Source organism: Phaeobacter sp. LSS9, assembly GCF_003443595.1.
Classification (GTDB): domain Bacteria; phylum Pseudomonadota; class Alphaproteobacteria; order Rhodobacterales; family Rhodobacteraceae; genus Phaeobacter; species Phaeobacter piscinae.
The window spans coordinates 2288174-2312422 of the sequence record NZ_CP031956.1 but is presented as its reverse complement, the minus strand read 5'-3'; the positions used below and the strand labels follow the sequence as shown (position 1 = coordinate 2312422).

Below are 24249 nucleotides of genomic sequence, written 5' to 3'. Positions count from 1 at the left end.
CCTAGTCAGCTTTCCCTGATGCGCGGAGCCTGATGGAGAAGGGCGCCAGAAACCGGCGCCCGCATGATGTGTGTCTCTGCCGGGGCGCTGCCCCTAACAGCGGGATACCTCAGGCCTTGTTGTCGACAACCTCAAGGTGCTGCGCCAGTTCACCGATCTTGGCCATCCATTGATCCACCAATGCAGGATCGCTGGGGGCGGCGCTGACGCCGGGCGCGATTTTGCTGTTCATGGCCGCCTCAATGGCGAAAGACACGGGATAAGACACCAGACGCGCCATCGCGGTGCCGCGTTCATCCCCCCAGGCATCCATGACGTAGGTTTTGTGCCAGACTTCAGAGCCGTCTCTTTCAGCCTTGAGGCCGACGCAAAGCACGACGCGGTCTGCCTCACCTTCGGCATAGGCGTTTTCGGTCCAGAATTGATCCGACATATCCTTGAGCCGGGCGTCCCCTTCGGCGCCTTCCAGGGTTTCTACCTCCTTGAACACATCCGCCCAGGCCTCAGCCCAGCCATTGAGACGCAGGGTGCCGCGGACGAAGTCCTTCACCTTCCAGTCGTCACCGAATTCATACTGCGCCATGAAGGGGAGGGAGTCGCGGTTCGGGTAGACCTCAAAACTCTCCGCTGTGGGCAGCGGTGCTGCATAAGATGAGATCGCATCCCAAGGGCGCGCGACATCCAGTGCTTTGAAATCGCGGATCGATTTGGATGGAGAGCGCAGCGCCTTCAGCACGCCGAGCGGCGACCAACTGAACTTGTAGCGGAACGGGTTCGGTGTCTTGGGGATGCCGCCGCAGTAGGAGATGAAGCTGATTTCATTTGCCGCATCGAAGGCGTCCGAGGCCTTGTAGTCCGCCACCAGCGCATGGGCCATCAGGTGATCAATACCGGGATCGAGACCGACCTCATTGATCAGGCAGACGCCTGCATCCTTGGCCTTTTGGTCCAGGGCACGCATCTCCGGCGCAATGTAGGAGGAGGACACGAAATGCGCGCCATGCTCAATCGCCAGCTCCGCCAGAGGCACATGCCAGTCGCCGGGCAGCATCGACACGATCACGTCCTTGGGGCTCAGCATCTGGCCAAGGTTGGCCAAGCTGAAGCTGTGGATGTTGTTGGTCAGATCGCCAATCGCCTCGCGCGCCTTGTCGGGTGTGCGGTTCCAGACCGCGACATCATGACCGGCCTCAAGCAGGCGACGCAGGCCGGGAATTGCGGACAGGCCGGTGCCGCACCAATGGATTGTCATTTTCTCAGTCTCCGTTGTTGGTTCCGTCGGCTGTCAGCCCGGAAGATGATCCTTGAAGGTGGTTTCCGCCCGCCCCCAGACTCCGCTTTGCAGATCGGTAAGGGTCAGCAGAGAGGACAGGAGCTGTGCTGCGTAGTCTTCCGAGCTTTCGATGGGCAGCATGGATGGCAGATTGTCGATGGCCATCACGTCGAGCACTGGGGTCTCGGCCACGCGCAGGGCTGGGGCCTCCCAAGTGGTGGCTTCGGCATAGACCGGCACGGGATTGTAGTCGCTGTCGGGGTCGCAGGCGACATCCCCGATGGCGGACAGCTGGCGATCCTGCTCCAATGCCTCACGCGGGACGAACACCGGGGTGCCGGGACGGGCAAAGATGCAGTTGAGAAACAGATCATGGGCCAGGATCTGGGGGAAGGGGCCACCGCTGGCGGTTTCGGCCATGTCCCATTTGGTAACCGTGACCCCCATCGCCTCGCAGAGATCCGCCGCACCGGTTCCGACACGTCCCAACGCGCCGATGACCATGGCGCTGGGGCGAGTTGTTGCGAGCGCGTCCAGCTCGGCGCCGAGTTCGGCCAAAAGCGCGTCCTTGCCGGAGTAGACACCCACCGGTCCGCAGATCTCGCCCCGCTGTTGTGCGGCCCAGGTTTTCAGGGTGACGGCGGCACCTGCATACCCGGCCCAATAGCCAAAGGCCGCAACCCGGCGGCCGGTGTCATCCACCAGATATTCCAGATCATAGAGCGTGCCGCCACCGGCCTTGAACCGCTCCAGCAGTGCCTTGCCGGAATGCTGGCCCTTGAAGGCATGGCCGAACATGATGTGGCGATGCGGCAGCGGGGTACCGTCCTCCGGCAGCTCCTTCAGGCCAAAAATGAAGGCATCCTTTGGGGCGTCCGGCCAAGCGTTCTCCGCTGCGATCTCGCAGCCTGCATCGATATAGCCCTGCAAGGGGATCGCCCGGACCGAGCTTTCCTCGACCGTGACCTTGATGCCTGCGTCCAGGAGCGCCTTGGCGCCTTCGGGGGTCAGGCCGACCCGTTCTTCATTGGGGCGCTGCTCGGCCCGTACCCATAGATGCGTCATGTCTTGTCCTTTACAGCATGCCCTTGGCGGTCACGGCGCGAATGGACTCGCGCTGATCCATGGCCGCCATGAATTTCTGAATTTTGGGGTAGTCTGCGACATTGACCCCGTCGCCTTCCAGCCAGCTGCACACCACATAGAGGTAGCAATCGGCGAGACTGAGCCTGTCACCCAGCACCAAGGGGCCGCGCAGGCCCGACTGGCAGATATAGTCGCAGGAAGCCGCCATGGTCTGGGGCACCATCTTTTGCATGTCTTTCCAGCTGCTGCGCTCATTGGCCCAGCGGCTGCCGCGCAGCTTATGGGCGTGGTTCACATGCATGGTTGACGCAAGATAGAACATCACCTCGCGCATGCGTGCCAGCAGCACGGGATCCTTGGGGCGCAGGCCAGCGTCCGGAGCCAGATCGGCGACATATTCCAGCAGCGCGCCGGTCTCGGTCAGAATGCCGCCATCGACGGCCAATGCCGGCACGCGGCCCTTGGGGTTGATCTGGGCGTAGGCGTCGCCAAGTTGTTCCTTGGCAGCAAAGTCGATGCGGATGGGTTCATAGTCCAGTCCGGCCTCTTCCAGCGCAATCGCGACGGCCACCGAAATCGTCTTGGGTGCATAATATAGCTGCATCAGTCTGTCCTCCCTCAGATCATGCGTTCTCAGTGCTCCATGCTGAGCCTAGAGATGCGTTTGCGCGTAGTGGCGCTCCGGATGCTCGAGATGCGGGACCGCGTTGAACAGAACCGGGCTCAGCTGACCGCCGATTGGGTGCAGCCGGTGCAGGGAACTGTTCATGATTGCCAGTGCGATCCGCGCGGTTCCGGTTGTATCAAGCCCCATCGCTTGCCCCATCGCCATCGCGATCAATCCGCCCGATGTGACCACCAGTGCGGGGCCGTCCCCTGCCGCGATCTCTGTCAGGGCAGATTTTGTGCGGGTCTGAAAGTCGCGCCAGCTTTCGGGCGGGTTTGCGATGTCATCTGCGGCCCAGGCGGCAAAGACTTTGGGCATGTGATCGACAAACCCCTCACGCTCGGTGGGAATATCCAGACCATGCTGGTCCTGCATCGCCTCAGCGAGGTTGAAATACTCCATCTCGTTCAGGCGGGGATCCTGCACCACATCTTCCAGCCCCATGCCGGCAGCCGTTTCGATGTGGCGGGTCAGAGTGCCGCAATAGACGCGGGTGTAATGCGCGCGGGTGTCGCGCAAATGCGCGCCCAGCCAGCGTGCCTGCTGATGGCCCAGATCGCTTAGCCGGTCATAGCTCGCCTCGTCGCGGGCGCCGGTGTTGGCCTGTCCGTGGCGGATCAGCGTGATATGGGTCATGGCGTGTTCCTTTGCGTCCGCGCAAGTCTTATGCAAGCTTTGCAACGGTGGAAAGGGTCAGTTCGCGATTTCGGATCCAATCGTGTATGGCAGGCGCATGATCTGGTTTTTAGGTCCGGACCGGACCAAATGTTTCGCGTGCGAAACAACCGAACAAAGGCTTAACGCCAGATCGCTAAAATACACTGGTTTTGCAGCTGTTGCGCAGTGGGCGTGCGGCAGGTTTCGGTGATGAGAACCTTAGACTGTGCCGCGCTTGGGACAGGCGGCGAGCAGATCTTACCCCGGTTGGAGCGGTGGCAGCAGCGAAGATCAGGCGCGGTCATAACCGCGTTTCAGCATCCGTTTGCGGTGCTGGTCCGCGGCGATCGACGCCTCTCGCAGGTTGCCGTAAATGTTGATCGTGCTTTGCCCGCTGCCGCCAGCAACCCCCCATTCCCGCAGAACGGAGACCTCGGCGAACAGGTTCATCGCAAGTTCGATCCGATAGAAGCGCGGAACCCGCGCGGGGGCTTGGCGATAGAGCAGACAGGTAGCCATGTACGAATCATATCGTCCCCGATTCGCTGCGTCCAGTCTGCGCTGCAGCTGTCACGATATTCTGCGGTGCGGCCTGCCACTCAGAGCCAAGTCACATCGCCGAGAAAGATGTAGCCGGCACCGTAAATCGTTTTGATCAACCGGGGGTTTTTCGGGTCCTCCCGCAGTTTCGTGCGCAGGCGGGAAATGCGAACATCCATTGCCCTGTCGAAACTCTCTCCTGCGCCACCGCCCAGGCTCTCCTGCATTTGCGCGCGGGAGATCAGGCGTTTCGGGCTTTCGAGGAACAGCCGCAGCACCTCGCCCTCTGCATGGGAGAATGGTGTCTCTGCGCCGCTGTCATCTTCCAGGATGTAGCGGTCAAAATGCGCGGTCCAGCCGGAAAACTCTGCGCTGTTTCCCGTGGTTGCGGCGCTGCGCGGGCCGCCACGCAGGCGGGCGCGAATGCGGGCCACGACCTCTGCCGGGTCAAAGGGCTTGGTGATGTAGTCATCCGCCCCAAGCTCCAGCCCGGTGACCCGATCCTGCACCTGTGCGCGGCCAGAAATGATGATCACGGCGGCCCCCTGTTCCAGTGCCAGCCGGTGGACCAGCGCCAGCCCGTCGGTATCTGGCAGTGACAGATCCACGAGACAGACATCGGGGGTCACCCGGTTGAGTGAGGCCTCGAACTCGCGGGCACGGGCAAAGCTCTGGGTGCGAAACCCGGCCTCCTCAAGCGTGTCGGTCAGAATGCGCCGGATTTCAGGTTCGTCATCCAGAATGGTAATAAGGGGTCTGCTCATGCGGCGGAGTCCGATTTGATCAGCGCTGAGAGCTGATGAGTGGTAAAAGGTTTCTGCAACACCGGGCAGCGTTTCAGCGCGGTGCGAAACAGAGGGTCGCTGGTTGGCAGGGATGTCATCAGAATGCAGGGCAGCCGGGCGCTCTGCAAGCGGTCGGCCAGATCAATGCCTGTGGCGCTGCCCTGAAGTTTGATATCTGACAGAACCAGCGAAATGCCCTCAATGTCGGCGGTCAGCGCGCAGGCTTCATCCACGCTGGTGGCCTCGACCACGGCATAGCCAAGATCGATCAGCATGTCACGGAAGGTGGCGCGCAGCTCCTCGCTGTCCTCCACCAGAAGCGCCAGCCCGCCCGCAGCATCTGGCGCAAGACGATAGGGGATGCGCAGGGTCACGCTGGCGCCGGAGACAGTATTGCCGATACGCATGTCGCCGCCGGTGGATTTGGCCATGTCATAGACCATCGGCAGTCCCAAGCCGGAGCCTTCGCCGCCTTTGGTGGTGAAAAACGGATTGAGCGCCTTGTCCAATGCGGTTTTTGAAAATCCGGGTCCGGTGTCGGTCACGCTGACCTCCAACCATGTCTGACCAACGACATGGGCGCTGACGGTGATCTGGCCTTGGGTGCCGCATGCATCACGCGCATTCAGGATAAGGTTCAGCAGGGCATCCTGCAGTTTTCCGGGGTCGAGCAGCAGCCGCACATCTGGGGTATGGTCCACGATGCTGAGGCCCATGCCCTGGGGCAGCGAGGGCGTTGCCAGCACCTTCAGTTCTTGCAACAGGGCATGCAGATCGGTGGCGCGCGGGCGCAGGCTGCGATGGCCTGTCATCTCCGCGATGCGGTTCAGCAGCCGTCCGCCGCGCCGTGCGGCTGACAACGTGGCTTGGACCAGATCGGCGGCCTCCGGGTTCAGGTCGGATTTCGCCAGCTTGCCCTGCATTCCGAGAATGATGGTCAACAGGTTGGAGAAATCATGCGCCAGCCCGCTGGTCATCTGAGCCGCCATCTCGCGGCGGCGCGCCTGTTGCAGGGCGACGCGGGTCTGGGTTTCCTCGGTCACATCCATGGACAGGATGAACACGCCGCCAGTGGCATCGGGGGTGAAGGCGACCCGGATCCGGCGGCTGTCGTGATTTTCGGTGAATTCGAACACCGGGCTGTCGCCCTGATAGGCGGCCATCAGATGTGGGGCGATCTTGTCATAGGCGGCAGCTCCGAGTGCCTCCGCAATATGCATGCCGAGAATTTCAGAAGGACGGCTGGGAAAGACAGAGCTGAGGCGCCGGTTGGTATAGGTATAGTAGCCCTCTGCATCCACATGGGCGATATGGGCGGGCATCATCTCGGTTGTGAGGCGGGTGCGGGCCTCCATCTCGGTGAGCTGGCGTTTGGCCTCCTCAAGCGCGGTGATCGTGGCGGCCAGTTTCCGGTTGGTGGCCGAGAGTTCCTCGGTATGGACGATCAACTGATCGGACATTTCCTCAGAACGGGCGCGCAACAGCTGTTCGATCCGCTTGGTGCGGGTGATGTCGGTGTAGACCGTGACCCAGCCCCCCTGCGGCAGCGGCGCCCCTTCGATCGAAATCACCTGCCCGTTGGCGCGTTCGCGTTCCAGATAATGGGGCACAAAGTCGAGCGCCTGATCAACCCGCTGCTGCACGAACCCCTCAATATCATCAACGGGCCCGTATTCACCGCTGGTGGCGATATGGCGGATGGTTTCCTCAAACCGTGCGCCCGGAGTGATCAGCGCATCGGGCAGATCGAACATCTCCTGAAAGCGCTGGTTGCAAACCACCAGACGCAAATCGCTGTCGTAGATCGACATCGCCTGGGCAATCAGGTTGAGCCCGGCGGTGGTCATCGTGGCGCGGTGTTTTTCGGATCGGTTCATGCTGTCTCCCACGGCGTATGGCTAGCATCCTGATCGGCCTGCGCAAAGGGGCAAGCCTGTCACAGGGGGACCGCTCAAGAGGGCCTGCGTACGCCAGGTGAACGGCTGTTACAATTCGTAAGATTTGGGAAAACATCAGGAAAAAGTTGACGCCATAGCATGAGGCCGTCCCTAATCGGGATCAGAATCGCGGGTAGCGATCAGTCCGGCCGCATGGGTCGGAAAGGGGAGGAGAAAGAACGTGGCTCAGACGCAGTCGGGTGCCGCAGGGATGATGTCCCTGCCGGCGCTGCTTGAACGCAATGCGGCACAGATTGGTGACCGCCAAGCCTATCGGGAAAAGGAATTCGGCATTTGGCAATGCTGGACCTGGTCCGAGACCCAGAAGGAAATCGAGGCGCTTGCGCTTGGGTTGATCAACCTCGGGGTTAACGAGGGAGATTTCATCGCCATCATCGGACGCAACCGTCCATCGCTGTACTGGGCGATGGTTGCGGCGCAATCGGTGGGCGCGGTTCCGGTGCCTCTCTATCAGGACGCGGTCGCTGAAGAGATGTCCTATGTCCTTGATCACTGTGGCGCACGGTTCGTCATCGCCGGTGATCAGGAGCAGGTGGACAAGGTGCTCGAGGTTCAGGAGCAGCTGAGCAATCTGGAGCAGATCATCTATCTGGATCCGCGCGGCATGCGCAAATATGACCACCATACGCTGCATGAATATGCCCATGTGCAGGAGCAGGGCCGGGCCGCGCGCGACGAATGGACGCCTGATCTGGAAGCCCGCAAGGCCAAGCTGACCTACGACAGCACCTGCGTGATGCTCTATACGTCCGGCACCACAGGCAAGCCCAAGGGGGTTGTTCTGTCCAATCGCAATGTGATCGAAAGCGCCAAGAACTCTGCGGAGTTTGACAAGCTGACGGCAGGCGAGAATATCCTGTCATATCTGCCGATGGCCTGGGTTGGCGATTTCATCTTCTCGGTCGGGCAGGCCTATTGGTGCGGCTTCTGTGTGAACTGCCCGGAGAGCGCCGACACCATGATGACGGATCTGCGCGAAATCGGGCCAACCTATTTCTTCGCGCCGCCGCGTGTTTTCGAAGGTCAGCTGACCAGCGTCATGATCCGTATGGAGGACGCCAGCACGCTGAAGCGCAAGATGTTCCACCACTTCCTTGCGCATGCCAAGAAGGTCGGCGGTGACATTCTGGATGGTCGCCCGGTTGGGCTGATGGACCGGCTGAAGTACAAGCTGGGGGATCTTCTGGTCTATGGTCCGCTGAAGGATACGCTGGGCTATGGCCGTATTCGCGTTGGCTACACCGCCGGTGAGGCGATCGGGCCGGAAATCTTCGATTTTTACCGCAGCTTGGGCATCAACCTGAAACAGCTCTACGGCCAGACCGAAGCGACGGTGTTCATCACCGTGCAACCCGATGGCGAGGTGCGCGCTGATACTGTGGGGGTTCCGGCCCCTGATGTGGAAATCAAGATCGCGGACAATGGCGAGATTTTCTATCGCTCTCCCGGAACCTTTGTCGAATATTACAAAAACCCGGAATCCACGGCTTCGACCAAGGATCCCGAGGGCTGGGTCGCCACGGGGGATGCCGGATTCTTTGAAGAGGGCAGCGGCCACCTTCGGATCATCGACCGTGCCAAGGATGTTGGCAAAATGGCGGACGGCGCGATGTTTGCGCCCAAATACGTCGAGAACAAGCTGAAGTTCTATCCGGACATTCTGGAAGTTGTGCTGTTCGGCAATGACCGAGACCGCTGTGTCGCCTTTATCAACATCGACCTGACGGCAGTTGGCAACTGGGCGGAGCGGAACAACATCGCCTATGCCTCCTATCAGGAGCTGGCGGGGCATCCCAAGGTGCTGCAATCGATCAGGGAACATGTCGAAACCGTCAACGAGTCGGTGGCACAGGATGTCATGCTCTCGGGGTGTCAGGTGCACCGCTTTGTCGTGCTCCACAAAGAGCTGGACGCTGACGATGGCGAGATGACCCGGACCCGCAAGGTGCGCCGTGTGGTGGTCGAGGACAAGTATTCCGACATTATCACAGCGCTTTACGATGGATCCTCGCAGATTTCGACACGTACGGAAGTGACCTATGAGGATGGCCGCAAGGGTGAGATCAGCGCCACGCTGGATATCATTGATGCCAAGGTCGTGCCGGTTACCCCACAAGCGGTGGCTGCGGAATGAGACAGTTGATGACAAGACCTGCAGCGATGCGGTCGGCAGCGGCGCGAAGCCATAGACAACAAAACAACAATGCGAAAGGCGCGGTGTCGTGAAGGATATGGAAGACGGCTATATCACCGAGGACGGGCGCAAGATCGGCGGCGTGGTGATGGAGATGAAAAACATCACCCTGCGCTTTGGCGGCGTGGTTGCGATCAAGGATATCTCCTTTGACATTCGCGAGGGTGAGATCCGGGCCATCATCGGCCCCAACGGCGCGGGCAAATCCTCGATGTTGAATGTGATCTCGGGGTTTTATGTGCCGCAGGAAGGCGAGGTGCTGTTTCGCGGCAAACCCCGCCCGCAGATGCGCCCCTATGAGGTGGCCCGTCAGGGCATCGCACGCACGTTCCAGAATATCGCGTTGTTTGATGGCATGAGCGTGCTGGACAATGTGATGACCGGGCGCCTCAACTTCATGAAAACCAATATTTTTCAGCAGGCGATCTGGCGCGGCAAGGCGGAGGCGGAAGAGACCGAAAACCGCGAGGCGGTGGAACGGATCATCGATTTTCTCGAGATCCAGCATATCCGCAAGACACCAGTGGCACGTCTGCCTTATGGCCTGAAAAAAAGGGTTGAGCTGGCGCGCGCGCTGGCCGCGGAACCCAAGCTTTTGCTGCTGGACGAGCCGATGGCGGGCATGAACGTCGAGGAGAAAGAGGACATGTCCCGCTTCATCCTTGATGTGAACGATGAATTCGGCACCACCATTGCGCTGATTGAACATGACATGGGTGTCGTCATGGACCTGTCCGATCGTGTTGTCGTGATGGATTATGGCAAGAAGATTGGTGACGGCACACCCGACGAAGTGCGCAACAATCAGGATGTGATTGATGCCTATCTGGGGGTTAGCCATGACTGATCAGCAGCTCGGCGGGAAAAATTATGAAATTTTTTGGCAAGCGTCTCTGAAGACCCTTGCGGGAGGAGAGCGGGATGCCTGAACAACTCGTCTTTGCGATGGAAGTCACGCTGAACGGCCTGATGGCGGGCGTGCTTTATGCGCTGGTCGCGCTGGGTTTTGTCCTGATTTACAAGGCTTCGGGCATCTTCAACTATGCACAGGGTGTGATGGCGCTGTTTGCGGCCATGACACTGGTGGGAATTATGAACGGTCAGGTGCCGTTCTCCCATGTGATCAATGCGATCTTCGGGGGGCATATCACCCATTTCGGTTGGACCGTCCCGTCCTTTGTCGCAATTCTCATGACAGTGGGCGTGATGGTGCTGCTGGCCTGGATGGTGCAGCATTTTGTGATGCGTCATCTGGTCGGGCAGGAGCCGATCATTCTGTTCATGGCCACCATTGGACTTGCCTATTTCCTTGAAGGGGTGGCGGATCTGATGTGGGGGTCCGAGATCAAAGCGCTGGATGTCGGCCTGCCGCAGGGGATCAACCTGTGGATTGACGAGACCACCTATCAGATCTTCGACTACGGGTTCTTCATCGACAACCTCGATATCGTGGCGACGGTTATTGCCGCGCTGCTGGTGATGGGGCTGGTCGCCTTTGCGCAGTACACCAAACAGGGCCGCGCGATGCGGGCTGTTGCCGATGATCATCAGGCGGCCTTGTCCGTTGGCATTTCGCTGAACTTCATCTGGGTGCTGGTCTGGTCTGTTGCGGGGTTTGTTGCGCTGGTTGCCGGCATCATGTGGGGCACCAAATCCGGCGTGCAGTTCTCCCTGTCGCTGATCGCACTGAAAGCTCTGCCGGTGCTGATGCTTGGCGGCTTCACCTCGATCCCCGGCGCGATTGTCGGCGGGCTGATCATCGGTGTCGGTGAAAAACTGTTCGAATTCCTGGTCGGCCCGATGGTTGGCGGCGCGACGGAGAACTGGTTTGCCTATGTGCTGGCCCTGCTGTTCCTGGTGTTCCGCCCGCAGGGTCTGTTCGGGGAGAAGATCATTGAACGGGTCTGAGGCCGTTATCATGTCTGCATGGCGCCACCGAAATATGGCCGCGCCATGCCGGTCTCCTCAGCCTTCCAGGCGACGGAAGGCGGCGACGACGATGGCGGCAAAGACGGTGACCACCAGTGTGAAGGCGATGGTGATGTCGCCGACCAATTGGCCGACAAGCACCGTTATGACAGCAGCGGCGCATAGCGCCAGAAGCAACATGCCCCAGGCCGTAGAGGCCGCGGTCCCCGATTGCCGCGCTGTGGCGCGCGGGGGCGGCTGGCGATTGGCCTGCGGTAACACTTTCGCGTCTTCGACTGTGCTCAACAGCCGGTTCTTCGCCTTTGTAAAGTCCTCGGGGGATATGTCTCCCCTGTCCCGGGCAGCCTCTAGCTGCCGGATTTCCTGCAAAATTGCACTCATCGTTCCCACTCACTTTTCCCACGCAGAAGATGGCACAGAGAATTGGGCGAAATGTGGCGAAAGCCGGAAATCCGAAGAAATGGTTAACGCCGGAGGGGTCAGATGACCAAGCTGATTGCCATCGTCAATGTGATTGCATGGGCCGGGTTCTGGGCCTTTGGCTACCTGGCGCTGACTGCCGAGGGGTTTTCGGAGGCGCAGATGGTCACGGCATCGCTGCTGGCGGCGGCGGGGCTGATCACCGGTATCCTTGCCTATTTGCGACTGGCCCGTGTGGCCGAGCTAAGTGGCTACGCAAGCAAGACAAATCAACTCGACGCGGGTCAGAGAAACCGCGCGCAGCAAGAAGGGAGCATCTGAGTCATGTTCTATCGTGAAGCCGGAGATTTCAAAACCTCCTACCAAGATGACAGTCAGACCTTCCCGATCAAGTTTGACCGGATCCGCTACTACGTGGTGCTGGCACTGGCGTTCCTGGTGGTGCCTTTTGTAGTAAATGACTACTGGGCCAATGCGATCCTGCTGCCGTTCCTGATCTACTCAATCGCCGCAATTGGCCTGAATATTCTGGTCGGATACTGCGGTCAGGTGTCCCTCGGGACTGGTGGTTTCATGGCTGTGGGCGCCTATGCCTGCTACAAGCTGATGACGGCGTTCCCGGAAATGAGCATGTTCATTCATGTGTTGCTTGCCGGTGGTATCACAGCGCTGGTGTGCATCGGGTTTGGTCTGCCATCGCTGAGGATCAAGGGGTTCTACCTTGCCGTGGCGACGCTGGCGGCGCAGTTTTTTCTGGTCTGGCTCTTCAACCGGGTGCCGTGGTTCTACAACTACTCCGCCTCGGGTCAGATCAGTGCGCCTGAACGGGATGTGTTCGGCATCATCATCACTGGCCCCAATGCACCGGCCTGGGCCACCTATATGTTCAGCCTGATTTTTCTGGCCTTCTGCGCATTGGTTGCCCGCAACCTGACCCGCGGGACCGTAGGCCGCAGCTGGATGGCGATCCGTGACATGGACATTGCGGCGGAGATCATCGGGGTGAACCCGCTAAAGGCCAAGCTCTCGGCCTTTGGGGTGTCGGGCTTCTTCATCGGGGTTTCCGGCGCGCTGTTCTTTTCGGTCTATCTTGGCGCCGTCGAAGTTGGTGAAGCCTTTGGCATCAACAAATCATTTCTGGTGCTGTTCATGGTGATCATCGGCGGTCTGGGTTCGATCTTTGGTTCCTTTGCAGGGGCGGCGTTCCTGGTGCTGCTGCCGGTCGTGCTGAAGGTCGTGGGCGTGGATGTGCTGGGCTGGCCCACGGATATCGTGGCCCATATCCAGCTGGTAATTGTTGGTGCGCTGATCGTGATCTTCCTGATCGCGGAGCCGCATGGCATCGCCCAGCTGTGGCGCGTGGCCAAGGAAAAACTGAGACTCTGGCCTTTCCCGCACTAAGCGGGACCGGCCAAGCAAGACCGCGGGGCAATAACAAGATCAACCCCCGCTGTGACCCACATCGGACAATTCAAGGGAGGATGAGACCCGATGAAAATGAAACTGACAACTCTGGCGCTGGGCGCCGTGATGGCCGCTGGCCCTGCCATGGCGGACCTGGTGTTTCCGTCGCTGAGTTATCGCACCGGCCCCTATGCGGCTGGCGGTATCCCCTTTGCGGATGGCTATGCGGATTACTTTACGCTGGTCAATGAGCGCGACGGCGGCATCAATGGCGTGAAGGCAAAGGTCATCGAATGCGAGACTGGCTACAACACTGAGAAAGGTGTGGAATGCTATGAGTCGACCAAGGGCGAAGGCGCGCTGGTCTATCAACCGCTGTCCACCGGCATCACCTATCAGCTGATCCCGAAAGTAACCGCAGATGGCATTCCGCTGCACACCATGGGCTATGGCCGGACATCGGCGGCAAATGGCGAAGTGTTCAGCAATGTCTTCAACTATCCTGCCAACTACTGGGATGGTGCGTCGGGGATCATCAACTATCTGCTGGAAGAAAACGGCGGTGATCTGAACGGTAAGAAAATCTCGCTGCTGTTCCACAACTCCGCCTATGGCAAGGAGCCGATCCGGACGCTGGAGGAGCTGTCGAAGAAACACGGCTTCACCCTGTCGACACTGCCCGTCGACCACCCCGGTCAGGAGCAGAAATCCCAGTGGTTGCAGATCCGTCGCGACCGTCCGGATTTCGTGATCATGTGGGGTTGGGGCGTGATGAACCAGGTTGCCATTCAGGAAGCCGCCAATATTCGCTATCCGATGGAGAATTTCATCGGCGTCTGGTGGTCCGGTGCTGAACACGATGTGATGGCGGCAGGCGAAAAGGCCAATGGCTACAAGGCTGTGACCTTCCACGGTGTGGGTCGTGACTTCCCTGTGTTCGGGGATATCCAGACGCATGTTGTGGACAAGGGGCTTGCGGCTGGTGCCGGCGATCAGATCGGCAACGTGCTCTATAACCGTGGCATGTATGCGGCGATGCTGGCTGTTGAAGCGGCCAAGACCGCACAGGAGATCCATGGCACCAACGACATCACCCCGGCGATGATGCGCGATGGCATGGAAGCCTTGGAGATGCCCGAAGCGCGCATGTCTGCGCTGGGGATGCCGTATTTCGGTCCCTCCTTCAACGTTTCCTGTGAAAACCACGGTGGCCCCGGTCTGGTTGGGATGACCCAGTGGGATGCCTCGGCCAAAACCTGGAACCTGATCAGCGATTTCGCACCCAGCGACCGCGATGTGATCCAGCCGCTGATCGAGGAAGATTCCATGGCCTATGCCAAGGAAAACAACATCGAGGCGGGCTGCAAGTAACGCAGTCTGGTCTGTCCCCGGCTTTCGGTCGGGGGCGGATCTGCCGAACCGCGTCGCAGCTGGCGCGCATATCATCCGGTGCGGCGCGCGAGGGCCGCACCCACTGACAGACCCGGAACAGGGCGATCGGGTCAGGACCGCGTGAGGACAACAAAAGATGCTGGATACAGCCAAAACCACCGATGTTCAGGCAGAGACCCTGCTTGAGGTCAACAACATCGAAGTGATCTACAACCACGTGATCCTCGTTTTGAAGGGCGTCAGCCTGAAGGTCCCGAAGGGCGGGATCACCGCGCTGCTGGGCGGCAATGGCGCGGGCAAGACGACAACACTCAAGGCGGTTTCAAACCTGCTGCACTCGGAGCGGGGCGAGGTCACCAAAGGGTCGATCAGCTATCGCGGGGAGCGCATTCAGGATCGGGATCCTGCCGAACTGGTCAAAAAAGGTGTTATTCAGGTGATGGAAGGCCGTCACTGTTTCGAACATCTGACCGTTGAGGAAAACCTGCTGACTGGCGCCTATACGCGCAGCGATGGCAATGCGAACATCCAGCGCGATCTGGAGATGGTCTATAGCTACTTTCCACGTCTGAAGGAGCGCCGCCGCAGCCAGGCGGGCTACACCTCGGGTGGTGAGCAGCAGATGGTTGCCATGGGCCGCGCTTTGATGAGCCGCCCGGAAACGATCCTGCTGGACGAGCCATCAATGGGGCTGGCGCCGCAGTTGGTGGAACAGATCTTTGAGATCGTGAAGTCGATCAATGAAAATGAAGGTGTGACTTTCCTTCTGGCCGAACAGAACACCAATGTGGCGCTACGCTACTCGCATTATGGCTACATTCTGGAATCCGGTCGTGTGGTGATGGATGGCCCCGCCGCTGAACTGCGCGAGAACCCGGATGTGAAGGAATTCTACCTCGGTATGTCCGACGACGGACGCAAGAGTTTCCGGGATGTGCGATCCTATCGCCGCCGGAAGCGGTGGTTGAGCTGAGGCGGGGTGCTGACATGACAAATTTTGACAGCCTTGAGACCCGCAGTGCAGAGGCCCGTGCCTCTGATTTGGCGGAACAATTGCCACAGCAGATTGCCCGTGCCATGACCGCGCCCGGTTATGGCGACAGCCTGCGGAATGTTGATGCCGCATCCATCACCTCTGTTGCCGATCTGGCGGCTCTGCCGGTTCTGCGCAAATCCGACTTGGGCAAGGCACAGGCCGCGCATCCACCGTTTGGTGGGTTCACCGTGAAACCTGCCAGTGGTTTTGCCCATATCTTCCAGTCGCCAGGCCCGATCTACGAACCGGGCGGGGTGGATCATGACTGGTGGCGGATGGGGCGGTTCCTGCATGCGGCGGGTATTGGTCCCGGTGACGTGGTGCAGAACTGCTTTGGCTACCATCTGACGCCGGCAGGCATGATTTTTGAGAATGGGGCGCGTGCCGTTGGCGCCGCGGTGCTGCCCGCGGGCACTGGCCAGACCGAGCTTCAGGTGACTGCGGCGCGTGACGTCGGGGCCACGGCCTATGCCGGGACGCCAGACTATCTGAAGGTGATTCTGGACAAGGCCGACGCCATGGGTGTGCAGCTGGGCTTTACCAAGGCCGCGGTCGGAGGCGGGGCCTTGTTCCCATCCCTGCGTCAGGAATATGCAGATCGTGGAATCACCTGTCTGCAATCCTATGCGACGGCGGATCTGGGCAATATCGCCTATGAAAGCGCAGCGATGGAGGGGATGATCGTCGATGAACAGGTCATAGTCGAGATTGTCACCCCTGGCACTGGTACGCCAGTTGCGGTGGGTGAAGTGGGCGAGGTTGTGGTGACCACGCTGAACCCGGACTATCCGCTCATCCGGTTTGCTACCGGGGATCTCAGCGCTGTGTTGCCGGGTGAATCCCCCTGTGGCCGCACCAACATGCGGATCAAAGGCTGGATGGGCCGCGCCGATCAGACCACCAAGATCAAGGGCATGTTTGTGCGCCCCGAACAGGTTGCGGCACTGGTCGACAAACACGATGAAATCGTGAAGGCGCGGGTTATTGCCAGCCGGGATGGTGAAATGGATGCGATGACCGTCCAGATCGAAGCACAGAACGGGGATGAGATCGCCTTTTCCCGCTCGGTTGTGGAAGTTCTGAAGCTGAAGGGGCGCGTGGAAGTGGTCGCCCCCGGAGCCCTGCCTAAAGACGGTTTGGTCATTGAGGACCAGCGCAGCTACGACTGATCCCCTGTCCTGTGGGGACCACCCTATCCGGGTATATCTGGCGCAACCGGGTTCCTCCCTCCGGTTGCGCCAGTTTTGGGTTCGCCAAACACAGTGACGTATGCGGGCGCGGCGAATGGCTGCGCTTTGCCATTGTTGCTGGCATTTCCGACGAAAATGATCGAAATAGAGGGCTGCACTGAGGTAGTCCTGCATTCATGCCAAAGATCACACCTATTTCACCCGTAACAGCAGAGGCTGAGCGTGCCGCCGCCGCAGGCGCTGTGCCATCCGTTGAAGGCCCAAGCGGCCGTCGGGCACGGCGAAAGAAACCCGGTGGTGCGCTGTTCGCCACTGTCGGTTGGGTGGTGGCCCTGGCGTGCCTATTGCCAATGCTGGCGGTGAGCCTTGCGGCTCTGACAGGCGGGACAGAGACGATCCGGCACCTGATGGACACGGTGTTGCCGGGGTATGCCGGAACCACATTGGTTCTGGTCCTGCTGGTGGCGCTAGGAACCGGAATGGTCGGTGTGGGTGCCGCTTGGCTGGTGACGATGACCCGCTTCCCAGGTGTACGAATAATGGAGGTCGTGCTGATCTTGCCGCTGGCCTTCCCGGCCTATGTGTTGGCCTATGCCTATACCTTCGTTCTGGATCACCCCGGCGTTGTGCAGACCACATTGCGACAGGTGACCGGCTGGGGGCCGCGCGACTATTGGTTCCCTGAGATCCGTTCTGTCGGAGGGGTGGCGGTGATGCTGGTGCTGGTGCTCTACCCCTATGTTTACCTGCTGGCGCGGGCTGCGTTTCTGCAGCAAAGCGCGGGGGCCTTTCTGGCGGCGCGTGCGCTTGGCAATACCTCTCTGCAGGCATTCTGGCGGGTCAGCCTGCCCATGGCGCGCCCCGCGATCGCGTCCGGTGTTCTGCTGGCCGTCATGGAGACCATCGCTGATTTCGGTACCGTGAGTTATTTCGGCGTGCAGACCTTTGCCACCGGGATTTATACCAGCTGGTTTTCTCTGGCTGACCGGGCTGGTGCGGCGCAGCTGGCGCTGTGCCTGCTGGGCTTTGCCTTGACGCTTGCGGTTGCGGAGCGGGCCACACGCGGACGGGCGCGCTATCACCACGCAGGCAAGCAGCAGGCCAAGATGCCGCCGGTGGATCTGCACGGTTTCAAGGCGGTTCTGGCGTTTGGTCTCTGTGTCCTGCCGGTGCTGTTGGGGTTCCTGTTGCCGGTTGTGATTCTGGCGCAGATGGGGATGGAGTCGGAGCAGACCCTGCTGAGCAAACGCTATCTCGGGTTCCTGCAGAACTCGATTACATTGGCGATGACGGCGGCCCTCCTGACGGTGGTCGCAGCAGTTTGCCTTGGGTTTTACCAGCGCCTGCGGCCGGGTCGGCCCTCAGCGTTGGCAGGGCATGTCTCGCGGTTGGGTTATGCGGTGCCGGGCGGGGTGATCGCGGTTGGGCTCATGGTGCCGTTTGCAGCCTTTGACAACGCATTGGATGCTTGGATGCGGGCGAACTTCGAGATCCGGACCGGCCTGCTGATCACCGGGTCGATCTGGCTGCTGGTGGCCGCCTATATGGTGCGCTTTCTGGCGGCGGCCTTGGGCGCCTATGAGGGGGGACAATCCACAGTGCACGCCAATATGGATGCCGCCGCGCGTTCGCTGGGGCAAAGCCCGCTGGGCATGCTGCGCCGGGTGCATCTGCCGATCCTGACCCCCAGCCTGATGACCGCTTTGTTGATTGTCTTTGTCGATGTGATGAAGGAACTGCCTGCGACGCTGATCATGCGTCCTTTCAACTATGATACGCTGGCGGTTCAGGCCTATCGTCTGGCATCGGATGAGCGGCTTGAAGGCGCGGCGGTACCCTCGCTCGTGATCATGCTGGTTGGCCTGTTGCCGGTGATCCTAATCTGTCGGCAGGTGGGGCGGCGCAGCTAAGCGCGGCCTCCTTTGGTGGCTCAGCTGTGCCACCAATCCTCAATGTCTTCGCGGGAGATCCGGGCCGCGGGGCCAAGGGCAACAAGCACGGTTTCTTCCGCCTCGCAGCGTTTGGCAGAGACCTGTCGGCCAACCACATGCAGCTCATACCCGCCGCCGTTGGTCAGCACAAAGCCCTTCATCCGGTAAAGGCCATCGGGCCGGTTCGCCAGTTTGTCACCCAAGCGGCAGCGGTCCATGGGGTCGGTGCTGCGATGATGCCAGGTGGCATAGGCATGATGGGCGGATTTCGCACCAGTCCTGCCCACTGGCAAAGGCAACACGTCAAACAGGAGGTCGGCAACAGGCGCGTCTGCCAAAAGTGTTGGCGTGCGGGCGCCAAGCGCGCTCAGCTGCTCCATAACCGCGCTCGACGGGGTGTCACATTTGCTGATCAGCACCAGATCTGCGGCCCGGATCTGCTGGCTTGCCTGATCACGCAAGAGATCATCGCCAAGGAGACCCGAGAGGTTTTCACCGTCGACAACGGTTATGATCCCGCCGTAGGACAATTGAGCTTCGTTTACCACGGTATTGGCGATGGCCACCGGATCGGAGAGGCCGCTGGCCTCGATCACGATGTGATCCGGGTGGCTCTCCTCTGCCAGAACGCGGTGCAACGCGGCGGTCAGATCTTCCCCTAATGTGCAGCAGACGCAGCCGTTGCTGAGCGCGATGGTCTGTGAATTGGCATCCTGAAGAAGGCTTTCATCAATGTTGATGCGGCCGAAATCATTGACCAATACCGTTAGGCGCAGCCCGTGATCCTCGCTCAGGAGACGGTTGATCAGGGTGGTTTTGCCTGCGCCGAGATAGCCGCTGATGATGGTGACGGGGATTCGGTTCATCGGGTGCGCCCCAATGGAATGATATGGTCACGCATGGCTCGTCCCCCGCTCTGCATCACTGAATTCGGGCTGCAGCTATAGGTGGTCTTTGCTGGCCCGTCCACCCTCAGCGCGACGTCAGGTCAAGCCAGCATTGGCAGCAATTTGCGCGTTTGAGTTATGGCGTATCCGCTTTGTTGGGGGGGCACCTCAGACAATGCGATTGGCGATAGGCAGCGGGGCCGCCCTAAAATCACGGGGACCCGAGAGGGGCTTTGTCCGCCGGGCAGCAAAACCATGAAAAAGGGATGGAAGCCGTGTTGAACCGCAATGAATTGATTATTCGCATTGTCCTGTTGGGGCTGGGGGCGACGGCCTTCATGGATCTCTGGGCGATTGCCGCCGATGCGTTGTTTGGTGTTCCGCAGAGCAATTTTGCGGTGGTCGGGCGCTGGCTTGGCCATATGCCTGAGGGGGTGTTCACCCACGACAGTATCCGCAAGGCGGCGCCGGTGGCGAATGAGGCCGCACTGGGCTGGACTGCACACTACAGTGTTGGCGTGATCTTCGCGGCGGTCTTCGTGGCGGTCGGTGGGCAGCGTCAACTGCTGCAGCCGGGGCCGGTTGCACCGATTCTCTTTGGTCTGGTGACGGTGGTGGCCCCGTTCTTCATCCTGCAGCCGGCACTGGGCGCGGGTATCATGGCGGCAAATAAACCCAACCCGGATGCCGCGCGGCTGAAGAGCCTGATGTCGCATTTCTCATTCGGTTTGGGGCTGTATGTGGTGGCGTATGGTCTGTCCCGTCTGGTGCCCAAGGGTCAGTCTGGATCTGGGGATCAGGTCTCACCGGCAGAGTAGGTCGGTTGCGGTGCGCCCTCCAGAACAACAAAGGCGCAGGAGGATTTCCTGCGCCTTTATCTTTAGATCAATGACGCATTTGCGCCGGTCGTGCCACTGGGGGATTATTCCCAGCCCACCTGATTGAAGATTTTCTGGGCGGTGGGGATGTTCTTGGCCACGTCGGACAGCTGAACATCATCCGGCTTGAAGTGACCGAGTGCCGCGATGCTGGGGGCCAAGGCAACGCCGGGGACCGCAGGGTATTCGTCATTGCCAGCGGAGAAATACTGCTGTGCCTGATCAGAGGCGAGGTATTCCAGGAACTTCACCGCGTTGTCTTTGTTGGGGGCGTTTACCGCCACACCACCGCCGGACAGGTTCATATGCGCGCCTTCTGCGTCCTGCGCGGGGAAGACCCAACCGATCATGTCGCGATCTGCTGAGAGACCTTTCACGTCTTTACGGATGGAGCGGGCGAAGTAGTAGCTGTTGCCGACTGCGATTTCGCATTCGCCAGAGACGATGCCGCGCAGCTGGTCGGTGTCACCACCCTGAGGTGCGCGGGCCATGTTGGCAACGACGCCTTTTGCCCAGTCGGTTGCGGCCTCTTCACCGTGATGGGTAACGATCGAGGCCAGCAGGGTCTGGTTGTAGGTGTTGGTCGACGACCGGATGCAGACCTGACCTTTGTAGGCGGGATCGGCGAGATCGAGATAGGTTTTTGGCGGGTTGGCGACGTCTGCTTTGTCAAAGAAGATGATGCGCGCGCGCTGCGAGAAGCCGAACCATTGGTTGTCTGCATCCTGCAGGTAGCCCGGAACGCGGGCTTCCAGCGTGTCGCTGTCGATGGCTTGCAGCAGACCTTCGTTCTTGGCGCGGGCAAGGCGAGAGGTGTCGACTGTCAGCAGAATGTCGGCGGGAGAGTTCGCACCCTCTGCGCTCATCCGGGCGATCAGCTCGTCGGCTTTGCCTTCGATGCGGTTGATGGTGATGCCGGTGGCCTCTTCAAAATCGGAGTAGAGACGCTCGTCGGTATCATAATGGCGCGAGGAGTAGAGGTTCAGCTCACCCTCGGCAGCGGCAGATGTTGCGACGGCGGCGACCAAGGCGCCTGCAAGAATGGTGGTCGATTTCAGCATGGTACATCCCATCTATTCAAAACACTCGGGGGTCTTGCCAGTGGCGTCGAACCCGACTGATTTGCTCAGATAAAGAGTTTCAGCAAAAATGCAAAGAAAAACCGACAAAAAGAATCGGAAAAAGACGCAGGCCTCTGCGACCGGGTTATTTGTGGCGATGTGAGGGGGTAAAATAAAAAAAACCGCATCCGAAGATGCGGTTTTCAAATCAGCTAAGCTGCGTCTGGCAATCAGCCCTGGCGTGCTTTAAAGCGGCGCTGGGTCTTGTTGATCACATAGACACGGCCCTTGCGACGCACAACGCGGCAATCACGGTGCCGGTTCTTGAGCGAGCGGAGCGAGTTCTTGACCTTCATGGCCTATCTCCTGTTCTGCGGCGCGAACCAGCGCCTGGGTTGCGGGGCTCCGATCGTTGGACCAGAGCAATGAATTCATGGTGGGCGATACAAGGTTCGAACTTGTGACCCCTTCGATGTCAACGAAGTGCTCTACCACTGAGCTAATCGCCCATGAATACCTACGCTTTCGGCCGGCCCCAAATTGAAAGGGGCGCGGATGACCGCGCCGGTGAGGGGGTCTATAAAATGAGTCGGAGAGGGGTGCAAGAGCTTTTGACCGCAGAAATTTCCGGTCTATGCTGTTTCTTGTATCTGATCGGCCGGAGCCTGCATGTCTGACACAGTATATTTGGTGGAAATGCCACAGGAATTGCGGTCTGGGGTTGTTTTTGCCTCGCCGCACAGCGGATCGGACTACAGCGCGGCGTTTCTGGCGCAGACGATTCTTGATCCTTTGCAGCTGCGCAGTTCGGAAGACGCCTTTGTTGATCAGCTGTTCGCAGCCGCGCCGCGATTCGGAATGCCCCTGCTGATGGCACGGGCGCCCCGCGCCTATGTCGATCTCAACCGATCCACAGAAGAGCTGGACCCGGCGCTGATTGAGGGGGTCATCAAACGCGGGCAGAACCCGCGGGTGGCTTCGGGGCTGGGAGTTATACCGCGTGTGGTGGCCCATGGTCGGGCGATCTACCGTGGCAAGCTGAGCCAGAGTGAGGCGAGCCAGCGGATCGCCTCCTATTGGCGGCCATATCACGCTGCGTTGCAGCAGCTTCTGGATCAGGCGCGGATCGGGTTTGGACAGGCGGTGTTGATTGACTGCCATTCGATGCCGCATGAGGCGATATCTGCTGCCGGGCGACGGGGGGCTGGGTTGCCTGATGTTGTGCTGGGGGACAGGTTTGGCGCTGCCGCCTCCTCCGAGGTTATGGACCGGGTCGAAGCGGCGTTTGTCGGCGCCGGGCTGCGCGTGGCGCGCAACACCCCCTTTGCGGGGGCCTATATTACGCAAACCTATGGTCGCCCATCGCGTGCGCAACATGCAGTGCAGGTCGAAATTGATCGGAGCCTCTACATGAATGAGGCGCGCGTGGAAAAAACCGCTGATTTTGCCGCGCTGCAGATGGTGCTGACCGATGTGATTGCGGAACTGTCGCGACTGAATTGTGATCCGGTGCCTCTCGCCGCGGAGTAAGTTCGGCCGCTGTTAGCGAAGGGCACGACCTTTCTGGATGGCGGATTTGCCAAAGCGTTCGCGAATGGCATCTGTCGCGCGCTCGGCCTTGGCGCGCTGACCCGCCTGAGGGTCGAGCAGATCACCGGTGATATCGGCCTGGGTTTCCGGGACCAGATCGGAAATACCGCAGCCAAGCAGCCGGTAGGGACCTTCGTTGCCAACCTGATCCAGCAGGGCACGGGCAGTGCGATAAATGGTGTCGGCGATCTGCGTGGCGTCGCGCAGGGATTGCCGCCGGGTGAGGCTGCTGTGATTTGCGCGTTTCAGCTTCAGCGTCACCACGCGTCCGGCCAGTTGCCGCGCCTTGGCACGGTCGGAAACCTTCTCTGCCAACCGCCACAAATGGCCGTCCAGCACCTCAAGACTGGCCGTATCTTCAAAGAAGGTGGTCTCATTCGAGATGGATTTGATGGGCGCATTGGAGGAGACGCGGCGCCGGTCCTGACCACGTGCGAGATGCCATAGCCGCTCTCCCATCGAACCGAAGCGGGCATTTAAATCGGTCCGCTCCCACCTGAGAAGGTCGGAAAAGCTGCGAATCCCGGCCTTGTCGAGTGAGGCCTGCGCGGCGGGACCAATGCCCCAGATCAGGCGCACCGGTTTATCCTTCAGAAATTCAGAGGTTTCAGCCGCGCCAATCACCGAAAATCCGCGCGGTTTGTCCAGATCGGAGGCCACCTTGGCCAGGAATTTATTGTGCGACAGCCCAATGGATCCGGTCACACCCAGCTCATCCTTCATGCGTTTGACCAGCCGTGCGAGCATCACCGCAGGCGGCGCGCCATGCAGACGTTGGGTGCCCGACAGATCCATGAACGCCTCATCCAGCGACAAGGGTTCAACATCCGGGGTCAGCTCATCCATCATGGCACGGATCTGGCGGCTGACATCGACATAGACGTTCATACGCGGCTTGATCACCACCGCATCCGGGCAGAGCTTCAGCGCCTGAAACATGGGCATCGCGGAGCGGACACCCCGAATGCGCGCAACATAGCAGGCGGTGGAGACCACACCCCGCCGCCCACCACCGATCACCACCGGTTTGTCGGCGAGATCTGGATTGTCGCGTTTTTCAACGCTGGCATAGAACGCATCACAATCCATATGTGCAATCGAGAGCGAGAACAGCTCAGAATGCGCTTTGATACGCGGACTTTGGCAGCTTGGGCAGCGCTTCGGGTTTGGGGTTCTGCCATTTTTGGGTTTCAGCACGCCATGGGACAGGCATTCCCGGCAAAGCACCTGCAGGTTTTGGCCGCCGCCGGCCGGACCCTCGGATATGGTCAGATCAGACGTTGTGGGGTGCTGGTCGGACATGGGGCAAAAACCGGGAAAGGTTGGATGAGGGAATCTCATGGTGCGGCAGGGGGGCTTAGAGTAGCCTCT

Annotated in this window: 23 protein-coding genes and 1 tRNA gene; 11 read left to right on the top strand and 13 right to left on the bottom strand. The window is 60.0% G+C overall.

From position 1 onward, the window contains the following. Positions 1-109: 109 nt before the first annotated feature. From D1820_RS11145 to D1820_RS11115, 7 genes are all read right to left on the bottom strand, one after another. Positions 110-1252, bottom strand: a complete 1143-nt coding sequence (locus D1820_RS11145) for a saccharopine dehydrogenase family protein (protein ID WP_118069046.1) — start codon at positions 1250-1252, stop codon at positions 110-112. Between the two features lie 33 nt (positions 1253-1285). Next, positions 1286-2338, bottom strand: a complete 1053-nt coding sequence (locus D1820_RS11140; RefSeq protein WP_118069044.1) for a saccharopine dehydrogenase — start codon at positions 2336-2338, stop codon at positions 1286-1288. A 10-nt stretch (positions 2339-2348) separates the two neighbouring features. Next, entirely contained in the window at positions 2349-2963 is a 615-nt protein-coding gene (locus tag D1820_RS11135; protein ID WP_118069043.1) for a glutathione S-transferase family protein, read from the bottom strand. A 48-nt stretch (positions 2964-3011) separates the two neighbouring features. Further along, a complete protein-coding gene (locus D1820_RS11130) occupies positions 3012-3662 on the bottom strand; it encodes a histidine phosphatase family protein (protein WP_118069042.1) in 651 nt (216 codons plus the stop codon). Between the two features lie 312 nt (positions 3663-3974). Next, complete coding sequence (locus D1820_RS11125; protein WP_096872784.1) at positions 3975-4202, bottom strand: WGR domain-containing protein; 228 nt, start codon at positions 4200-4202, stop codon at positions 3975-3977. Positions 4203-4282: 80 nt separating this feature from the next. Continuing rightward, positions 4283-4987 carry a response regulator transcription factor gene (locus D1820_RS11120; protein ID WP_014876158.1) on the bottom strand — a complete coding sequence of 235 codons (705 nt, stop codon included), beginning with the start codon at positions 4985-4987 and terminating at the stop codon, positions 4283-4285. After that, positions 4984-6885 carry a PAS-domain containing protein gene (locus D1820_RS11115; protein ID WP_040170214.1) on the bottom strand — a complete coding sequence of 634 codons (1902 nt, stop codon included), beginning with the start codon at positions 6883-6885 and terminating at the stop codon, positions 4984-4986. The genes D1820_RS11120 and D1820_RS11115 overlap by 4 nt, the downstream gene beginning before the upstream one ends. 271 nt (positions 6886-7156) lie before the next feature. On the opposite strand from D1820_RS11115, the gene D1820_RS11110 reads away from it, so the two are divergent. The 3 genes from D1820_RS11110 (at position 7157) to D1820_RS11100 (ending at position 11068) form a co-directional block, all read left to right on the top strand. After that, positions 7157-9100 carry an AMP-binding protein gene (locus D1820_RS11110; protein ID WP_096873226.1) on the top strand — a complete coding sequence of 648 codons (1944 nt, stop codon included), beginning with the start codon at positions 7157-7159 and terminating at the stop codon, positions 9098-9100. 97 nt (positions 9101-9197) lie between these two features. Further along, on the top strand, positions 9198-10007 hold the full coding sequence (locus D1820_RS11105) for an ABC transporter ATP-binding protein (protein WP_096790007.1): 810 nt from the start codon (positions 9198-9200) through the stop codon (positions 10005-10007). 74 nt (positions 10008-10081) lie between these two features. Continuing rightward, a complete protein-coding gene (locus D1820_RS11100) occupies positions 10082-11068 on the top strand; it encodes a branched-chain amino acid ABC transporter permease (protein WP_102897915.1) in 987 nt (328 codons plus the stop codon). Between the two features lie 57 nt (positions 11069-11125). Here D1820_RS11100 and D1820_RS11095 read toward each other — a convergent pair whose 3' ends face one another. Then, positions 11126-11470 carry an SHOCT domain-containing protein gene (locus D1820_RS11095; protein WP_118069040.1) on the bottom strand — a complete coding sequence of 115 codons (345 nt, stop codon included), beginning with the start codon at positions 11468-11470 and terminating at the stop codon, positions 11126-11128. A gap of 102 nt (positions 11471-11572) precedes the next feature. Here D1820_RS11095 and D1820_RS11090 point away from each other — a divergent pair, with 102 nt between their 5' ends. The 6 genes from D1820_RS11090 (at position 11573) to D1820_RS11065 (ending at position 18441) form a co-directional block, all read left to right on the top strand. Next, a complete protein-coding gene (locus D1820_RS11090; RefSeq protein WP_014876152.1) occupies positions 11573-11830 on the top strand; it encodes a hypothetical protein in 258 nt (85 codons plus the stop codon). Between the two features lie 3 nt (positions 11831-11833). Continuing rightward, positions 11834-12910, top strand: a complete 1077-nt coding sequence (locus D1820_RS11085; protein ID WP_014876151.1) for a branched-chain amino acid ABC transporter permease — start codon at positions 11834-11836, stop codon at positions 12908-12910. A 90-nt stretch (positions 12911-13000) separates the two neighbouring features. Further along, positions 13001-14284, top strand: coding sequence for an ABC transporter substrate-binding protein (locus tag D1820_RS11080; protein ID WP_040170225.1), 1284 nt, complete (start codon positions 13001-13003; stop codon positions 14282-14284). 157 nt (positions 14285-14441) lie between these two features. Continuing rightward, positions 14442-15278: an ABC transporter ATP-binding protein gene (locus tag D1820_RS11075; RefSeq protein ID WP_014876149.1), complete on the top strand. Its 837-nt coding sequence runs from the start codon at positions 14442-14444 to the stop codon at positions 15276-15278. Positions 15279-15292: 14 nt separating this feature from the next. Next, on the top strand, positions 15293-16510 hold the full coding sequence (locus tag D1820_RS11070) for a phenylacetate--CoA ligase family protein (RefSeq protein ID WP_118069038.1): 1218 nt from the start codon (positions 15293-15295) through the stop codon (positions 16508-16510). Positions 16511-16707: 197 nt separating this feature from the next. Beyond that, positions 16708-18441, top strand: a complete 1734-nt coding sequence (locus D1820_RS11065; protein WP_118069036.1) for an iron ABC transporter permease — start codon at positions 16708-16710, stop codon at positions 18439-18441. A gap of 20 nt (positions 18442-18461) precedes the next feature. Here the strand turns inward: D1820_RS11065 and D1820_RS11060 are convergent, their stop codons facing one another. Next, on the bottom strand, positions 18462-19328 hold the full coding sequence (locus tag D1820_RS11060; RefSeq protein ID WP_118069035.1) for a GTP-binding protein: 867 nt from the start codon (positions 19326-19328) through the stop codon (positions 18462-18464). A gap of 296 nt (positions 19329-19624) precedes the next feature. Between D1820_RS11060 and D1820_RS11055 the strand changes: the two genes are divergently transcribed. Continuing rightward, positions 19625-20167 carry a DUF2938 domain-containing protein gene (locus D1820_RS11055; RefSeq protein ID WP_118070150.1) on the top strand — a complete coding sequence of 181 codons (543 nt, stop codon included), beginning with the start codon at positions 19625-19627 and terminating at the stop codon, positions 20165-20167. A gap of 104 nt (positions 20168-20271) precedes the next feature. Here D1820_RS11055 and D1820_RS11050 read toward each other — a convergent pair whose 3' ends face one another. The 3 genes from D1820_RS11050 to D1820_RS11040 all read right to left on the bottom strand — a co-directional run bounded on the left by D1820_RS11050 (position 20272) and on the right by D1820_RS11040 (position 21797). Further along, positions 20272-21288: a Fe(3+) ABC transporter substrate-binding protein gene (locus tag D1820_RS11050; protein WP_040170233.1), complete on the bottom strand. Its 1017-nt coding sequence runs from the start codon at positions 21286-21288 to the stop codon at positions 20272-20274. A gap of 230 nt (positions 21289-21518) precedes the next feature. Further along, complete coding sequence (ykgO, locus tag D1820_RS11045; RefSeq protein ID WP_008562923.1) at positions 21519-21644, bottom strand: type B 50S ribosomal protein L36; 126 nt, start codon at positions 21642-21644, stop codon at positions 21519-21521. A 78-nt stretch (positions 21645-21722) separates the two neighbouring features. Continuing rightward, positions 21723-21797 (bottom strand) — tRNA-Val (locus tag D1820_RS11040). Positions 21798-21957: 160 nt separating this feature from the next. On the opposite strand from D1820_RS11040, the gene D1820_RS11035 reads away from it, so the two are divergent. Then, complete coding sequence (locus tag D1820_RS11035) at positions 21958-22818, top strand: N-formylglutamate amidohydrolase (protein ID WP_118069033.1); 861 nt, start codon at positions 21958-21960, stop codon at positions 22816-22818. A 12-nt stretch (positions 22819-22830) separates the two neighbouring features. On the opposite strand, the gene D1820_RS11030 is transcribed toward D1820_RS11035, so the two are convergent. Further along, positions 22831-24111, bottom strand: a complete 1281-nt coding sequence (locus tag D1820_RS11030) for a DNA polymerase IV (RefSeq protein ID WP_371311715.1) — start codon at positions 24109-24111, stop codon at positions 22831-22833. Positions 24112-24249: the final 138 nt, after the last annotated feature.

What these genes read in the sequence shown, in the direction of transcription:
- D1820_RS11145 (WP_118069046.1), bottom strand. Translation starts at nt 1,252, where the DNA reads ATGACAATCCATTGGTGCGGCACCGGCCTGTCCGCAATTCCCGGCCTG.
- D1820_RS11140 (WP_118069044.1), bottom strand. Translation starts at nt 2,338, where the DNA reads ATGACGCATCTATGGGTACGGGCCGAGCAGCGCCCCAATGAAGAACGG.
- D1820_RS11135 (WP_118069043.1), bottom strand. Translation starts at nt 2,963, where the DNA reads ATGCAGCTATATTATGCACCCAAGACGATTTCGGTGGCCGTCGCGATT.
- D1820_RS11130 (WP_118069042.1), bottom strand. Translation starts at nt 3,662, where the DNA reads ATGACCCATATCACGCTGATCCGCCACGGACAGGCCAACACCGGCGCC.
- D1820_RS11125 (WP_096872784.1), bottom strand. Translation starts at nt 4,202, where the DNA reads ATGGCTACCTGTCTGCTCTATCGCCAAGCCCCCGCGCGGGTTCCGCGC.
- D1820_RS11120 (WP_014876158.1), bottom strand. Translation starts at nt 4,987, where the DNA reads ATGAGCAGACCCCTTATTACCATTCTGGATGACGAACCTGAAATCCGG.
- D1820_RS11115 (WP_040170214.1), bottom strand. Translation starts at nt 6,885, where the DNA reads ATGAACCGATCCGAAAAACACCGCGCCACGATGACCACCGCCGGGCTC.
- D1820_RS11110 (WP_096873226.1), top strand. Translation starts at nt 7,157, where the DNA reads ATGATGTCCCTGCCGGCGCTGCTTGAACGCAATGCGGCACAGATTGGT.
- D1820_RS11105 (WP_096790007.1), top strand. Translation starts at nt 9,198, where the DNA reads ATGGAAGACGGCTATATCACCGAGGACGGGCGCAAGATCGGCGGCGTG.
- D1820_RS11100 (WP_102897915.1), top strand. Translation starts at nt 10,082, where the DNA reads ATGCCTGAACAACTCGTCTTTGCGATGGAAGTCACGCTGAACGGCCTG.
- D1820_RS11095 (WP_118069040.1), bottom strand. Translation starts at nt 11,470, where the DNA reads ATGAGTGCAATTTTGCAGGAAATCCGGCAGCTAGAGGCTGCCCGGGAC.
- D1820_RS11090 (WP_014876152.1), top strand. Translation starts at nt 11,573, where the DNA reads ATGACCAAGCTGATTGCCATCGTCAATGTGATTGCATGGGCCGGGTTC.
- D1820_RS11085 (WP_014876151.1), top strand. Translation starts at nt 11,834, where the DNA reads ATGTTCTATCGTGAAGCCGGAGATTTCAAAACCTCCTACCAAGATGAC.
- D1820_RS11080 (WP_040170225.1), top strand. Translation starts at nt 13,001, where the DNA reads ATGAAAATGAAACTGACAACTCTGGCGCTGGGCGCCGTGATGGCCGCT.
- D1820_RS11075 (WP_014876149.1), top strand. Translation starts at nt 14,442, where the DNA reads ATGCTGGATACAGCCAAAACCACCGATGTTCAGGCAGAGACCCTGCTT.
- D1820_RS11070 (WP_118069038.1), top strand. Translation starts at nt 15,293, where the DNA reads ATGACAAATTTTGACAGCCTTGAGACCCGCAGTGCAGAGGCCCGTGCC.
- D1820_RS11065 (WP_118069036.1), top strand. Translation starts at nt 16,708, where the DNA reads ATGCCAAAGATCACACCTATTTCACCCGTAACAGCAGAGGCTGAGCGT.
- D1820_RS11060 (WP_118069035.1), bottom strand. Translation starts at nt 19,328, where the DNA reads ATGAACCGAATCCCCGTCACCATCATCAGCGGCTATCTCGGCGCAGGC.
- D1820_RS11050 (WP_040170233.1), bottom strand. Translation starts at nt 21,288, where the DNA reads ATGCTGAAATCGACCACCATTCTTGCAGGCGCCTTGGTCGCCGCCGTC.
- ykgO (WP_008562923.1), bottom strand. Translation starts at nt 21,644, where the DNA reads ATGAAGGTCAAGAACTCGCTCCGCTCGCTCAAGAACCGGCACCGTGAT.
- D1820_RS11035 (WP_118069033.1), top strand. Translation starts at nt 21,958, where the DNA reads ATGTCTGACACAGTATATTTGGTGGAAATGCCACAGGAATTGCGGTCT.